Here is a 13,881-nt window from a genome sequence, read left to right as displayed (position 1 = left end):
CTAATACTCTATTTATTATCCTGCAACGCAAATACCGATTGCAACAAAGGCGTAGTGCGTGCCGCTACATTTGTACGTATTTCCTTTTCCTTATCACCCACTTTCACAAAAAGCCCATTGATAGCCTGTTGTGTTACATATTTTGTAAGGTCTGCCTCTACAGGTTTTACCAAAGGAATTTGGTTATATTTATTGATAAGGTCTGTCCATACTTTATCAGCACCTACTTTAGCCAATGATTCCTGAACTTTAGGAGCAAAAGCAGCTTCCAAAGCTGTAGAAGTACTGTTTTTTAAGTAGGTTGTTGCCGCAGTATTATCACCTTTTAGAATGTTCATTGCATCGCTAAAGGTCATATTCTGTATTGCCGATAAAAATATAGGTTTAGCTTGTGAAACCGCACTTTCAGCAGCCTCGTTTATCACCTTTAGTCCTTGGTCGGCAAGCGAGCTAAGCCCTATAGAGCGCAATGCTTTATCTACCTTTTGCAACTCTTCTGGTAGCAAAATGCGTACCGCTTGGTCTTTGAAATAACCTCCGTCTTTGCTAAGCAAATCTACACCATTACTTACCCCCAATTCCAATGCTTGCTTTAGCCCAGAAGCTATGTTGAATCCAGACGAACTGCCATTTTGTGTGCTTGCCAATACCTGTTGCAACTCATTGCAGCTGTTCAACGTAAGTGAGCCCATAGCCACGAGCCCTAACAAAACTACTTTTTTCATTTTCTTTATTAATAAAATTTTACTTTTTCATTTCCATTGGGCTTTTGTAGTGCATAAGCCGCATAAATAGTAGCATAGGCAAAAGGAAGGGTAAAGATAACACCTATACCACAAGCTATTATCCCTAAAGAGCCTATAATACCTCCAAGAATAAACGCCCCTAAAATCGTGCCAAAATTTGCTACAACACGTTCTACACTCTCCTTAAAAGCTTCTGCAAGCTCTTTATTTTCAAAAATAATGATAGGAATAACAAACGACAGCAATATATTCACAAACATAGATAATAAACTACCTACCAACGGAATATCAAAAAATTGAAACGGAAGCGATACTACAGAAGTTATTACTGTAGATATAAGCGCACATACCAACAAACGCACTGTGTAAGTAGAATTGTAGTATATAAACAAATTCCCCATTGTAGCACCTTCGCCTTTGCTTACTACTTCGCAATTCTTGTAAAAACCAGCCACCAAAGGCGTTGTTACACAGTTAACAGCCACCATAGCAAGTGCATTACGTATCTGTACAGAAGGCGTATACATCAACGACTCTATACTTGTACTACCCCAACGTGCTAATTCCTCATAACCAAGCCCAAATATAAAAGGAATTAACAGTACATAAAACACTAAAAAAATAAAAAGGAAAAGAAACACCCCAAAAGCATTCACTCCTAAGGCTTTCTTATACAAATCTCCTGAAAAATTAAAAATACTTGATACTGACATAATTATAATAATTTTTATTGTTAAAACGACTGTGTGAGCACAAAATTACGCCTGATGAGGTCTTCGTCCATACCTTTGGCAAAGTGCTCTTTGTGGTATTTTAGTAGGTAGATATATTTTACATACATACGCACCTTACGATAAAACAATGCAGTAGGCTCTGTTTCACCTATAATATACAAGGGTACGCATTCTGTGTTAATATTCAATTGTTCTATTGAAAAAAGAATATAATACAAGAAATCCTCAATAGTTTCATAACTAAACCTATTAAAATAGTGCAACTTTTTATCCTTAAAAGTTACAAAATAAAACGAACCTTGTTCGGCGTAAATATACATCACTTCATAGGCGTGACTTACGTAATGTTTTAAAAACATCTTGAGAAGCGAAGTCGCAAAATGCTGATAATCAAAACGCCCATAGTATGAAAGCAATGAATTATTCACCATATTATTAGGCAAATAAGTAATTATTGTTTCTATTGAAGCAATTTTATCTACCTCTACAGCATTCACCGTAACTTCTGTTACATCAATGCTGTATTTCAGATAAGAAAGCATATCTTCTTTCTTCCCGCAAAGTGATTGAGGTATCAGGGCAAATGAAGGTGTATTATGAAGTACCCTTATAGTACTAAAATCTTGTCGCAAGTCATCTTGTGCTTCGATAACTGCTTGTATCTGGAGTCCTATCTCCTCTTGTGTTTTATAACTAAAATTTATAGGAAAATTATAAATCGCCTCTATATGATTTTCTACTGGATTAAAGACACAAAAAGAAAGTCCATCCAAGTTTATTTGAATGGACAATTCTTTAAAGTTGATATCTAAATCATTATTGTTTTGCGATTTTTGCATCATAAGAAGTTGGCCAGTTACCATTATCAGTAAGTTCATCAAGTGAACCTACTTTTATTTTATCACCTTTTACATCTTCTACCGATGTTTTTACCAATTCACGCGATACCAAATCTTGATCAAGTCCTCTTAATACATCTTTTTTAGGCACATAAACTTCAAATACCGATGAATTTACTTCATTTTTCTTATCAGTGATAACTCCTGTTTTCATTGTAAAGAGTACAGTAGGGTCGTTTTTGCTAAATTTAGGCACATAGCGTAAGTTTTTATAACGATCATCATTTTTAAATAGAGAATCCTTCACTTTCACGTGTCCCAATATATCTGTACGTGTTCCTTGGCGCATTACCTCTATATTGAAGTTTTTGTCAAATTCTGTCCAGCTTGTATCACGTACTGAAGTGATGGTGAACTGAGCGTTCTCTATAAAATCTGTAAGCTGATCAAAATTATCAGCATACTTTCCATTAATTTTAAAATAAGCGTTCTGAGCAGCACGTATATCTTTCAGCTTTTTTATCACCTCAGTATAACGCTCAGTCTTAATTTTATTAAATTCTATAGGCCCTGTTATTGACCTATATATTAGGTAGCAAAACACTAATCCTAATGCCCAAAATCCAATAGTTAAAATTTTTCTATTCATCGTTTTAATGCTATAGTTAATTATTTTTTCTCCAACTCGTCTTGCAAAACTACAATCTTTTTTTGAAACTAAAAAATTATTTTAAGATTTTTTGTATTTTTGTACTCAAATTTTCTATCTATGATATCACAAGAATCTTTATTTCAATCACTTACAACTTCTTTTGCCCACACCCCTACTCCATCACAATCAGTAGCTTTAAAGCTCATTAGCGAATATCTCCTCAGTGAAAATGCTTCCGAAAAACTCTTCTTGCTAAAAGGATTTGCAGGTACAGGAAAAACTGCCATTACAAACTGTATCATACAATGTCTCCCCCTCATACAACACTATGCTATTTTGCTTGCCCCTACAGGACGCGCTGCTAAGGTAATGACTGCTTTTACTAGAAAACAAGCTTTCACCATTCACAAGTATATTTACTACCACAAAAATAATACCAAAGACCTTATTTTTACCCTCCGAAAAAATAAATCTCAAAATACCCTATTCATAGTTGATGAAGCCTCTATGATTGCCGACAATGATGCCGTTTTTGGAAGCAGATCATTGCTAAACGACCTTATCCAATTCGTATACGAAGGCAATAATTGTAAACTCCTACTCATAGGGGACGAAGCCCAATTACCCCCTGTGCATACAACCCTTAGCCCAGCACTCAATCCCGAATACCTCAGCTATAATTTTCACAAAGAAGTTATTACAACCACACTCACCGAAGTTGTACGCCAGCGTAGCCGTTCAGCTATTTTGCGCAATGCCACCGCTCTGCGAAAAATAATTTTTAGCAATAACCCCCACAACACCTTTGCCTTCAAGCTCCGCAACTCACCCGATTTGATACAACTCACCTCAGGATACGAAGTACAAGAAGCCATTAGCGAAGCTTATGACAATTATGGTTCTGAAGAAACCACCCTCATAGTGCGTGCCAATAAGCGTGCCGTAGATTGGAATACCCAAATACGCCGCTCTATATTAGATGCTCAAGACGAGGTAGAAGCAGGCGACCTATTAATGGTTGTAAAGAACAATTACTATTGGCTAAAAGACAATCCTGCATTAAATTTTATTGCCAATGGCGATACTATAGAAATTATCAATATACACCACATACGTGAATATTACGGTTTCCGTTTTGCCGAAATCAGTGCACAGTTGGTAGATTACCCTACTATACCTCCCTTCGATACCGTCATTATTCTCGATACACTCTATAGTGATGCCGCAGCCCTTACCCCTACTCAAAATCAAGAGCTTTACCAATCCGTCCTCGATGAGTACGCCAACGAGCCTACCCTTTACAGTCGTTACCAAAAACTAAAGGAAGACCCGTATTACAACGCCCTACAAGTAAAGTTTTCTTATGCTATCACCTGTCATAAAAGTCAAGGAGGGCAGTGGGAAGCCGTCTTTATTGAAAAACCCTATCTACCACCCGATTATGTGATAGACCAAAGTTATTACCGATGGCTTTACACTGCCCTCACTCGTGCCAAACAGCAAGTATTTTTAATAGGTTTCAATGACGATGATTTCGCCTATTAGCAAGCCTATTTTAGTTTTACGTTTGCTTTTTTAGCAGCCAATAGCACCGCATTTTTAGCATTCACTATAGTACCTGTGGTAGATAGCTCACTAAATTTTTTCATAGGTTGTTTGCCTGTTTCATCGCGGTCGCCCACATATACTTTCAAAGGTATACGTATCCCCGATTTCATTATAACTTCTTTCACCTGAGCTGCTGTAAGTGTAGGGAAATACGAGCGCAACAAGGCTGCCAAACCAGCTACTTCAGGCGATGCCATCGAAGTTCCTTGCAAAAACTCATATTTATTACCTGGTGTAGTAGCATATATTTTCACACCTGGCGCAAATACATCTACATTGCGCTTACCGTAGTTAGAAAACGAAGCTACCAATTTTTCATTGTATTGGTAATTCAAAGCCCCTACTGTTAGGAAGTTATCAGCAATTTCTTTACCATCTACTTCATCGTTAGGGAAAGTTTCTTTTACATCTATATCTTCAGAGTCGTTACCAGCAGCATTTACAATAAGAACATCTTTAGATGCCGCATATTTTATAGCCTCATACACCCATTCTTTATGAGGAGAATATGCCTTCCCAAAGCTTGTATTGATTACCTTAGCCCCATTATCAACTGCATATCTTATAGCCAAAGCAATATCTTTATCGTATTCATCACCATCGGGTACTGCGCGTACAGGCATAATAATAGCCGCATTGGCTACACCATTCATTCCTATACCATTATCGCGTACTGCTGCTACGATTCCTGCCACGTGTGTACCGTGCAAAGCCTCTTCGGGGTCAGGACCTATTACGTTGCCATTGCCGTAGTGCTTGTTATTCCAATCGTTTTCGTCATCTTTCAGTATTTGCTTGCGAGGGTCAAACTCAGTATTTAAGTGATATTTAAGCTGAGTATTAAAGTGTTCTATCGCTTTAGGCAATTCTTCTTTCAATTCTTTAGAGTCTTCTACATCAGCCAAAATCTCTTTCATAAAAGATATGATTTGAGTAGTAAATTCGTCAAAGTTTTTGCCTTTAGTAGCCGCTTCAAGGTCTTCAGCATTATACACCTCTTTGCCTACTATTTTGCGCAACTGCTTATCGCTTACATTTACCATTTCTATGAGTTTTTCATAACCTTCTATGCTCTTTTCAGCTGTTTTCACCTCTTTTTCATAAGCCTCTTTAGCTTTTTTATACATAGGGCTTTTAGTATCCTTAGCTCTTACAATACGCGTCATTTCGGTATTTGCTTGTGCTATATTACCCAAGAAGTTCCAGCCGTGCACATCGTCTACATAGCCATTTTTATCATCGTCAATACCATTATTAGGTATTTCATTAGGGTTTGTCCAAATCACAGCTTTTAGGTCTTCGTGATTGATATCCACTCCAGAATCTACAATCCCCACAATCACATTGGTAGGTTTTAAGTTTTGAAGTAATTTATAGGCTTCAGCCAAATCCAAACCAGGAAATCCTTGTTTAAAGCCCTCGTGAGGCCACTTTTTAAGTGTCTCTTCAGAGTATTTGGTAGTTAATGGTGTAAGTTTTTGAGGTACTTTCTCCAAATTCTGAGTACCACAACCTATCAATAAAGAGGCTGCCAAAGCAACCATTAAAATTGGTTTGTTCATCACTTATTTATTTATTAGCTTTTATCTTATATCCAAATATTTATGCATCTGTAGCGATGCCTTCCACTGCGGGTGTGCCAGCACGTAATCTACTATTTTAGGGATTACCTTATCGCGTTTGCTCCATTCAGGCTGCAAATATAGCAAACATTCTTGATTTACCTCAGCTGCCATTTCTTCTGCAAAGAGAAAATCGTTATTGTTATAAATCACCATTTTCAATTCGTTGGCACGCCGTAGCACATCACCCACAGGGCGTTTTATTTTCTTAGGCGATAAGCATATCCAGTTCCACTCGCCCGATAGCGGATGCGCCCCTGAGGTTTCTATATGAGTTCGTGCCCCGCCTGCTTTTAGCCTTTGGGTGAGTAGGTTTAGGTTCCACATCAGCGGCTCGCCCCCCGTAATAATTATCGTTTTAGAATGGGCAAGTGCCTCATCTGCTATTGCTTGTGCTTGTACTAAAGGGTGTCGCTCTGCCTCCCAGCTCTCTTTTACATCGCACCAGTGGCAACCCACATCACAACCTCCCAGCCTAATAAAATAGGCAGCTGTTCCTTTATAAAACCCCTCTCCTTGCAAACTGTAAAAAGCCTCCATAAGCGGAAGTAACTCTCCTTTATGTAAGGCTGTTTGAGTATTTTTATCCAACATCAGCTCTATTCATAATTTGCTACATCCAATATCCAAGGGTCGGGAATTTCGGTATTTTGTCGTATTTCATCTACTTTTTTCATTGCATCTTCATACTTTTCAAACCTATCCACGTATATAAAGTTCAGTACTTGGTCTTTATTGTAATACACTTTAGCTTCATAGCCCCAGTTTTTCATCTCTTCCACCCGTTTTTCCACATTATTGATATTTAAGAACACCCCTACAATCACATAATACCCCTTTTCGGTATCCTTAGCTGTAAGTTTTGTTACACGCGTGCTTCGGTATAACTGCGTAATTTCTTTGGGGTTGTTCTCTATCTCCAAAGCTGTTAAGTACAAATAATAACGGTCGCGGCTGCGCGTATAGTTCAAATCCAATGAAGTAGCATTATTAGGTATCAACTCTTGATTTGGATTTTTAATATCCAATCTAAAAATATCAAAACCCAGCGTATTTTCACTCGCAGGAGTACGTCCTGTTACAAAATCATCATTGATATTGATTGTACTGTTAAAAAAGTTTTGTGCAGGGCGTAATTTGCACTCCAATGATGTTGTTTTACCACTTTCAGGAATTGTAATCGATACGTTATCGCCCATCATATTGAAGTCGCCCTCAAGGGTAACCCCCATTATACGGGTTTTAAAATCACCCTCTTCAGGAGTTTTAAATCCTTTGAAGGAGAAAGTTTTTGAAGCCTCATTCGTAATTGCCGAGAACCCATCGTAAGTAATAATTTTCTTTACATTGCTATCGGGGTTTTCATACACAATTACCAAAGCCCATCCTGCAGTAGAACCTCCTTCCACCTGCCCCAAGGCAGCTTTTACATTTGCCACTGTATAGTCGCCTGTTACGTGATTAGAATTAGCCAATAGTGTAGTAACATTCGCATAATACACATACGGAGCCGAATTTTTAAGCTGAGGGTCATTAATACCGTCAAATATCAATTCGCCATCCACCGTTACATAACTATTGCTATCAGGAGTTTTTAGTTTTACCATCGATGCGTTGTCGCGGGTAGCGTCAGTAGCTACATTTTTAGTCCCGCGCAGTACACCACTATTGTAAGGATAAGTAGCCGACCAGTACAAGCCTGCATAAGCAACCTTCCCTCCGGTACCATCAAAGCTAAAATTTGCACTACTCGATGAGAATGTAGTAGGGTCATTATCTATGTCAATGTACTGCATATCAAACTCATCGTTCAATTTCGCTTTTTGGGTACGATCGTTATAGGGCACATTGGGGCTTGCACCTTTTTCTTTGCGGTTCAAAGTATTATTACCAATGATTTTTATATCCCCTTTGATAAACGTCTCATATCTAATTTTAAACTCAGTGTTGTTCTGAGCTTTCAGAGGTATTGTTACCAACAGGGCAATTGCCAATAATGTTAATAACTGTTTCATAAACTCAATATTTTTTTGGCTATTCTAAGAGCCTCAGTGCCTTGCTGCATTGTAACTTTTGGAACTGTATCGTTATTAATAGCATCGGCAAAGCTCTCAAGCTCGTCTAAAATAGCATTGTTAGATAGCACTTCAGGATACTCAAAATAAATCTGTCGGCGTTCTCCTTCTGCATTTTGCAGCACCATATCAAAGTCGCTAGGTACTGCAGGCGCCTCTTTCATTTTTACTACTTCTACTTTTTTCTCTAAATAATCTACCGATATGTAAGCATCTTTTTGGAAAAATCGCGTTTTTCGCATATTTTTCATTGATATACGGCTCGCTGTTATGTTTGCTACACAACCATTTTCAAACTCCAAGCGAGCGTTGGTAATATCAGGCGAATGGCTGATGACCATTGCACTGCTGGCAGCAATATGTTTCACAGGGCTTTTCACTACGCTCAATATAACATCTATATCGTGTATCATTAGGTCGAGCACTACAGGCACATCCGTACCACGAGGGTTAAATTCTGCCAACCGGTGCGCTTCTATAAACATAGGCTGGTGAATGAGGTCTTTCACCGCTGTAAAAGCAGGGTTGAAACGCTCTACGTGCCCTACCTGCCCAAGCACACCATAAGCCTCAGCAAGCGCTATCATTTTCTCGGCTTCTTCTACGGTAGTAGCAATAGGTTTTTCAATAAACAGATGCTTGCCTGCCTTGATAATCTTTTCGGCACATTCGTAATGGTGTAGTGTGGGGGTTACCACATCTACTACATCACAAGCCGCAATGAGATCTTCCATCGTGTCAAACCTATGATAGCCAAAAGTTTCACTCACTTGTTGAGCATTGTCGGCATCGCTATCGTAAAAGCCCACCAATTCGTATTTCTCCGATTGAGCCAATAACCGAAGATGTATTTTTCCTAAATGTCCTGCGCCTAAAACGCCAGCTTTCAGTTTCATATTAGTATCCCAATTTGGTACGCACACGGCGTAAAGTTTTGCTTGCCACAGTTTGAGCTTTAGCGGCACCCTCTTTGAGGATTTCATCAAGCTCACCCAAATTATTCATATAGTAATGATAACGCTCACGCGCTGTAGCAAATTGTTCTAAAATCAGTTCGTAAAGAGCCTGTTTAGCATTTCCAAAGCCATATCCTCCTGCTCGGTAAGCATCTTCTATAGTTTTTACCTGCTCGTTAGTAGCCAATAGTCTATACAATCGCAATACATTACAAGTATCAGGGTCTTTAGGAGCTTCTAGTGGTGTACTATCAGTTTGTATTGCCATTATTTGCTTACGCAATTGCTTCTCGGGTAAGAATATATTGATGAAATTATTGCGAGATTTGCTCATTTTCTCACCGTCAGTACCAGGTATAATCATCACGTTTTCCTCTATTTTAGCCTGCGGAAGCACAAATGTTTCGCCCATTTGGTGATTGAAACGTGCCGCTACATCACGTGTAATTTCAAGGTGTTGCAATTGGTCTTTACCTACAGGCACCACTTCGGCATCGTATAGCAATATATCGGCAGCCATTAGCATTGGGTAAGTAAAAAGCCCCGCATTCACATCTTGCAGATAGTCCATTTTATCTTTAAACGAGTGGGCTAACGTAAGTCGTTGGTAAGGAAAGAAACAGCTCAAATACCAATTGAGTTCAGTTACCTGTGGCACATCGCTTTGCCTATAAAAAGTTACTTTATTAGGGTCTATACCTAAAGCCAACCACGTAGCAGCTACGCTATAAGTATTTGTGCGCAACAAGTCGCCGTCTTTTATTTGCGTAAGTGAGTGCATATCAGCTATAAACAAAAACGACTCATTGGCAGGGTCGCTTGCCATTTGCACTGCTGGGCGTATTGCCCCCAATATATTTCCCAAATGAGGTGTTCCTGTACTCTGTATGCCTGTTAATATTCTTGCCATTACCTCTGTTTTTTATATTTAATGTATTATTAATGATTGAGGAATACTCCCCCTATCAACTGCAAAAATACAATTTTTTTGCCATTCTACAATCTACAACCAACAATTAACATTTCATTAAGAGTTGAAGATTAATGATATTTTTCCTCTTTGGCAAATCTTGCACTTTACCAAAGAGCATAACACACAAGTTTTTTATTCTAAAACAAGCGTGCCAAATAGTCGTAATGCTCCCCTTGCGCTACTAATTCGCATTGTAACCCAACTGCGTGGGCTACGTTTTGCAACGTGTTGTAATCTACATAAAGCCAATTGAAAGGTTTTTCGCGTTTGCCTTTGTACTTCACTGTATATTCCAATTCGCCGTAGTAATCGCCGTATAAAGGCACATCATAGCTGCCATCAGGGTTTTGGTCAAACATATAAATAATATCAGACGAATCAGTAAGTATTTGTCCGCCTTCATTCAACAAAGTTTTGAGGTGGGCAAAGAAGGCAGGCATCTTTTTTAATCTGCCACACATTCCTGCACCATTCATCAGCAGCAATAGCGTATCGTATTTTTCAGAAGTATCTAATACATTTTGCACCCTTGCTGAGCGGATGCCACGCAACTGACAAACTTCTATAGCTTTTGCCGATAAATCAATAGCTGTTACTTCCAAACCTCGCTCATTTTGCAAATAAAGAGCGTGCGAACCTGCCCCGCAGCCTACATCTAATACCCTGCCACAAGCCATTTGTAGCGCTTGTTGTTCTAATGGGGGCATTTGTGCATAATCGCGAAACAGATAAGGCAAGGGCAATACATCTTCTTCCGAAATACTCGTTTCGGTTTTCAGGTCTTCAGTATATTGCCCCTGCTGATAATCTAATATAGCTTGTCCGAATAAATCTTTCATTAGTTATCCCATTCCAAGAGTCTTCGTTCACCTTCAATGGTTTTAATATCGGTAATATCTTGCGACATTTCTATCACACCCTTGTAGTTTTTATCTTTGTCGCGCACCGCAAAGTAACGAACATAGATAAGCCTACCGCGATAGTTGAACCAGAAATTAGCCTCGTTTTGAGTACCTGCGCGGAAATTTTCCACTATTTTCAATACAGTTCCTACGCTTTTTGGCGGGTGGCAAAACTTCACCTCGCGCCCTATGATACCTGCACTACGTGGGAAAACACGTTCCTCTCCCCTATTGTAGAAAATTACACGGTCGTGTTCATCTACAAAAGTAATATCTATAGGTAAGGTTTTCAGTAGCAAATTTACTTGTTCTACCGTCATATAGCCCTCATCGTAATGAGCCGCTTTTTCGTCAAAAGTTACATCGGTACGGCGCTCAGTGTCCATTGAAGGGTGCACGTAGGCAGGAGCTCCTTCTGCCCCTGCTTCATTATTAGGATAAGGAGCTGGTGCTTCTTTTAGCATCCATCCTATTTCTTCCTCTCCTTTGCGCATCTCTATCCAATCCTCTTCAGTAAGAATTTTTAGAGCATTGGGAAACAAGATATTAGCTTCTACATTCAGCAAACGCCCTAAGTTGTCCTGTATATAACGAACATTTATTTGTGCTTGGTCATAATCTTTTTCCTCCAAATTTTTACGCACTAAGCGGAATATATCGCGAATAGTGTCGTGAAATGACCACATATTTTGCGAAGGGTTTGTCCAGCCACGCAATTCTAAGAAGGGAAATAGCTGATTTTCTTTGCGAGCAAAGTGTTTTTCAACTGTTGATAAGTGATTGAATACGTTGTAAAATTTTTGATAATCAGTGTGAGGGTCTATGCTTAGTAACTCGTCCATAAGGTCGTAGATGAGTTCAGCCTCAAGCATATAGGTATGCACTGGGTGCCCTATAGGTAATGTTTGTTCCATTAAACTTTTATTTTTAAAGTGCAAATATACAAAATAATTATAAATTAGGCATTATGAAAATATTCATATACCTTTTTGCCCCTAAAGCCAGCTACCTGTTGTAGCTCCTCTAATGAGGCTTCTTGTATTCGTTTTACCGATTTAAAGTGCTGTAACAATGATTCTTTTGTTTTACTGCCTATCCCTTCTACATTATCCAGTTCAGAAGTAATAGCCGATTTGCTGCGTTTTTGCCTGTGGAATGTAATCCCAAAGCGGTGAGCCTCATCGCGCAGCTGCTGAATGATGCGGAGCGTTTCGGAGCGTTTGTCTAAATAGAGTGGTACACTATCTTCGGGAAAGTAAATTTCTTCTAAACGCTTTGCGATGCCAATGATAGCTATTTTGCCTCGTAACTCTAATTGTTCCAACGCCTTAAGTGCTGATGACAATTGTCCTTTGCCCCCATCTATAATGATAAGTTGTGGTAGTGACTGTTGCTCGTCCAGCATACGCCTATAGCGCCTAAAAACCGCTTCCTCCATTGAGGCAAAATCGTTAGGCCCCTCTACTGTTTTTACATTGAAGTGCCTATAATCTTTCTTGCTTGGTTTAGCATTCTTAAACACCACACAAGCCGATACAGGGTTTGTACCCTGAATGTTAGAGTTATCAAAACACTCTATATGCACTGGGGGCACTGATAGGTGCAAATCGCGTTGCATTTGCGTCAGGATACGATTGGTATGCCTTTCGGGGTCTATGATTTTTTCTTGTTTGAAACGGTCTTGCCTGAAGTGTTTTGCATTGCGTTCGGAAAGGTCTAAGAGTTGTTTCTTTTCCCCCAATTTAGGTACTGTGGCTTGCAATCCCTCTTGCAAGGTAACTTCAAAGGGTAATATAATTTCTTTGGAAGTAGAAAAGAAACGCTCGCGGAGTTCTACAATTGCCATTTCGAGCAGTTCTCTATCAGTTTCTTCCAATTTTTTCTTTATTTCAATAGTATGAGCCCGTACTATAGCACCATATGCCACCTGCAAGAAGTTTACATAACCATATTCTTCATCAGAAACAATTGAAAAAACATCTACATTGCTAATTTTGCTACTGACAATAGTAGATTTAGCCTGATAATGTTCTAAGCTTTCTATCTTTTTCTTGATGAGTTGTGCCTCTTCAAAGCGCATATCGGCGGCATACTGCATCATTTCTTCTCTAAAGCTTTTTAGAGTATCTTTAAAATTCCCTTTAAGAATTTCTACTATCTGCTGTATATTTGCATTGTAATCTTCTTCAGTTTGCAATCCTTCACAAGCACCTTTGCAGTTTTTCAGGTGGTATTCTAAACAGACTTTAAACCTGTGATTGGCTATATTTTGGGGCGATAAGTCGTAAGTACAATTGCGCAGAGGGAATAGTTCTTTTATAAGCTCTAAAAGAGTATGCACTGTTTTCATATTGGTGTAAGGACCAAAGTAGAGCGACCCATCTTTGATAACTCTTCTTGTTGAGAACACACGAGGAAAACGTTCCTTTTTGACACATATCCAAGGGTAACTTTTATCGTCTTTCAGCAGTATATTATAGCGAGGTTGGTATTTTTTTATGAGGTTATTTTCTAACAATAGCGCATCGCTTTCGGTATTTACTACAATATGCTCTATACGCACAATTTTCTTTACCAATACGCGAGTTTTGGCATTGGTATGCTCTTTATGAAAATAGGAAGACACCCGTTTTTTCAGGTTGATAGCCTTTCCTACATATATAAGCGTATTGGTATCATCATAAAATTGATATACCCCTGGTGAGGTTGGTAGTGTTTGGAGTTGAATATCTATGCTCAATGCTTATGATTTTAGAAAAACGAAAGGTTACCGC

At 38.9% G+C, this 13,881-nt stretch carries 13 protein-coding genes; 1 reads left to right on the top strand and 12 read right to left on the bottom strand.

What is annotated here, in order from left to right; genetic code table 11:
• Positions 1 to 8 precede the first annotated feature (8 nt).
• From J4N46_RS06350 to J4N46_RS06335, 4 genes are read right to left on the bottom strand one after another with little or no spacing between them, the layout of a single operon-like run.
• Positions 9 to 725 (bottom strand): DUF4197 domain-containing protein, encoded by a 717-nt coding sequence (locus J4N46_RS06350; RefSeq protein WP_009415241.1) that lies wholly within the window; start codon positions 723 to 725, stop codon positions 9 to 11.
• A gap of 8 nt (positions 726 to 733) precedes the next feature.
• Positions 734 to 1,459 (bottom strand): glycerophosphoryl diester phosphodiesterase membrane domain-containing protein, encoded by a 726-nt coding sequence (locus J4N46_RS06345; protein ID WP_009415242.1) that lies wholly within the window; start codon positions 1,457 to 1,459, stop codon positions 734 to 736.
• A 20-nt stretch (positions 1,460 to 1,479) separates the two neighbouring features.
• Positions 1,480 to 2,322 carry a DUF3822 family protein gene (locus tag J4N46_RS06340; RefSeq protein ID WP_009415243.1) on the bottom strand — a complete coding sequence of 281 codons (843 nt, stop codon included), beginning with the start codon at positions 2,320 to 2,322 and terminating at the stop codon, positions 1,480 to 1,482.
• Positions 2,297 to 2,968, bottom strand: a complete 672-nt coding sequence (locus tag J4N46_RS06335) for a PDDEXK family nuclease (protein ID WP_009415244.1) — start codon at positions 2,966 to 2,968, stop codon at positions 2,297 to 2,299. Before J4N46_RS06335 ends, J4N46_RS06340 begins: the two co-directional genes overlap by 26 nt.
• 120 nt (positions 2,969 to 3,088) lie before the next feature.
• Here J4N46_RS06335 and J4N46_RS06330 point away from each other — a divergent pair, with 120 nt between their 5' ends.
• Positions 3,089 to 4,516: an ATP-dependent DNA helicase gene (locus J4N46_RS06330; RefSeq protein WP_236013867.1), complete on the top strand. Its 1,428-nt coding sequence runs from the start codon at positions 3,089 to 3,091 to the stop codon at positions 4,514 to 4,516.
• A 5-nt stretch (positions 4,517 to 4,521) separates the two neighbouring features.
• Here J4N46_RS06330 and J4N46_RS06325 read toward each other — a convergent pair whose 3' ends face one another.
• From J4N46_RS06325 to uvrC, 8 genes are all read right to left on the bottom strand, one after another.
• Positions 4,522 to 6,141 (bottom strand): S8 family peptidase, encoded by a 1,620-nt coding sequence (locus tag J4N46_RS06325; protein ID WP_009415246.1) that lies wholly within the window; start codon positions 6,139 to 6,141, stop codon positions 4,522 to 4,524.
• A 21-nt stretch (positions 6,142 to 6,162) separates the two neighbouring features.
• Positions 6,163 to 6,795, bottom strand: coding sequence for a 7-carboxy-7-deazaguanine synthase QueE (locus J4N46_RS06320; protein ID WP_208058599.1), 633 nt, complete (start codon positions 6,793 to 6,795; stop codon positions 6,163 to 6,165).
• 5 nt (positions 6,796 to 6,800) lie between these two features.
• Positions 6,801 to 8,216, bottom strand: coding sequence for an SPOR domain-containing protein (locus tag J4N46_RS06315; RefSeq protein WP_208058598.1), 1,416 nt, complete (start codon positions 8,214 to 8,216; stop codon positions 6,801 to 6,803).
• Positions 8,213 to 9,172 (bottom strand): Gfo/Idh/MocA family oxidoreductase, encoded by a 960-nt coding sequence (locus tag J4N46_RS06310; RefSeq protein WP_208058597.1) that lies wholly within the window; start codon positions 9,170 to 9,172, stop codon positions 8,213 to 8,215. The genes J4N46_RS06315 and J4N46_RS06310 overlap by 4 nt, the downstream gene beginning before the upstream one ends.
• 1 nt (position 9,173) lies before the next feature.
• Positions 9,174 to 10,142 (bottom strand): tryptophan--tRNA ligase, encoded by a 969-nt coding sequence (trpS, locus tag J4N46_RS06305; protein ID WP_208058596.1) that lies wholly within the window; start codon positions 10,140 to 10,142, stop codon positions 9,174 to 9,176.
• Positions 10,143 to 10,342: 200 nt separating this feature from the next.
• Positions 10,343 to 11,044: a class I SAM-dependent methyltransferase gene (locus J4N46_RS06300; protein ID WP_208058595.1), complete on the bottom strand. Its 702-nt coding sequence runs from the start codon at positions 11,042 to 11,044 to the stop codon at positions 10,343 to 10,345.
• Positions 11,044 to 12,021: a DUF438 domain-containing protein gene (locus tag J4N46_RS06295; RefSeq protein WP_208058594.1), complete on the bottom strand. Its 978-nt coding sequence runs from the start codon at positions 12,019 to 12,021 to the stop codon at positions 11,044 to 11,046. Before J4N46_RS06295 ends, J4N46_RS06300 begins: the two co-directional genes overlap by 1 nt.
• Positions 12,022 to 12,065: 44 nt before the next feature.
• Entirely contained in the window at positions 12,066 to 13,847 is a 1,782-nt protein-coding gene (uvrC, locus tag J4N46_RS06290; RefSeq protein ID WP_208058593.1) for an excinuclease ABC subunit UvrC, read from the bottom strand.
• Positions 13,848 to 13,881: the final 34 nt, after the last annotated feature.

The organism is Capnocytophaga bilenii, assembly GCF_017565765.1.
Classification (GTDB): domain Bacteria; phylum Bacteroidota; class Bacteroidia; order Flavobacteriales; family Flavobacteriaceae; genus Capnocytophaga; species Capnocytophaga bilenii.
Note: the sequence above shows the minus strand (reverse complement) of the source record. Positions and strands in the feature narration are given on the sequence as shown.

Excerpts from the sequence above, each read along its gene's own strand:
- J4N46_RS06350 (WP_009415241.1), bottom strand. The coding sequence starts at position 725 with ATGAAAAAAGTAGTTTTGTTAGGGCTCGTGGCTATGGGCTCACTTACG.
- J4N46_RS06345 (WP_009415242.1), bottom strand. The coding sequence starts at position 1,459 with ATGTCAGTATCAAGTATTTTTAATTTTTCAGGAGATTTGTATAAGAAA.
- J4N46_RS06340 (WP_009415243.1), bottom strand. The coding sequence starts at position 2,322 with ATGATGCAAAAATCGCAAAACAATAATGATTTAGATATCAACTTTAAA.
- J4N46_RS06335 (WP_009415244.1), bottom strand. The coding sequence starts at position 2,968 with ATGAATAGAAAAATTTTAACTATTGGATTTTGGGCATTAGGATTAGTG.
- J4N46_RS06330 (WP_236013867.1), top strand. The coding sequence starts at position 3,089 with ATGATATCACAAGAATCTTTATTTCAATCACTTACAACTTCTTTTGCC.
- J4N46_RS06325 (WP_009415246.1), bottom strand. The coding sequence starts at position 6,141 with ATGAACAAACCAATTTTAATGGTTGCTTTGGCAGCCTCTTTATTGATA.
- J4N46_RS06320 (WP_208058599.1), bottom strand. The coding sequence starts at position 6,795 with ATGTTGGATAAAAATACTCAAACAGCCTTACATAAAGGAGAGTTACTT.
- J4N46_RS06315 (WP_208058598.1), bottom strand. The coding sequence starts at position 8,216 with ATGAAACAGTTATTAACATTATTGGCAATTGCCCTGTTGGTAACAATA.
- J4N46_RS06310 (WP_208058597.1), bottom strand. The coding sequence starts at position 9,172 with ATGAAACTGAAAGCTGGCGTTTTAGGCGCAGGACATTTAGGAAAAATA.
- trpS (WP_208058596.1), bottom strand. The coding sequence starts at position 10,142 with ATGGCAAGAATATTAACAGGCATACAGAGTACAGGAACACCTCATTTG.
- J4N46_RS06300 (WP_208058595.1), bottom strand. The coding sequence starts at position 11,044 with ATGAAAGATTTATTCGGACAAGCTATATTAGATTATCAGCAGGGGCAA.
- J4N46_RS06295 (WP_208058594.1), bottom strand. The coding sequence starts at position 12,021 with ATGGAACAAACATTACCTATAGGGCACCCAGTGCATACCTATATGCTT.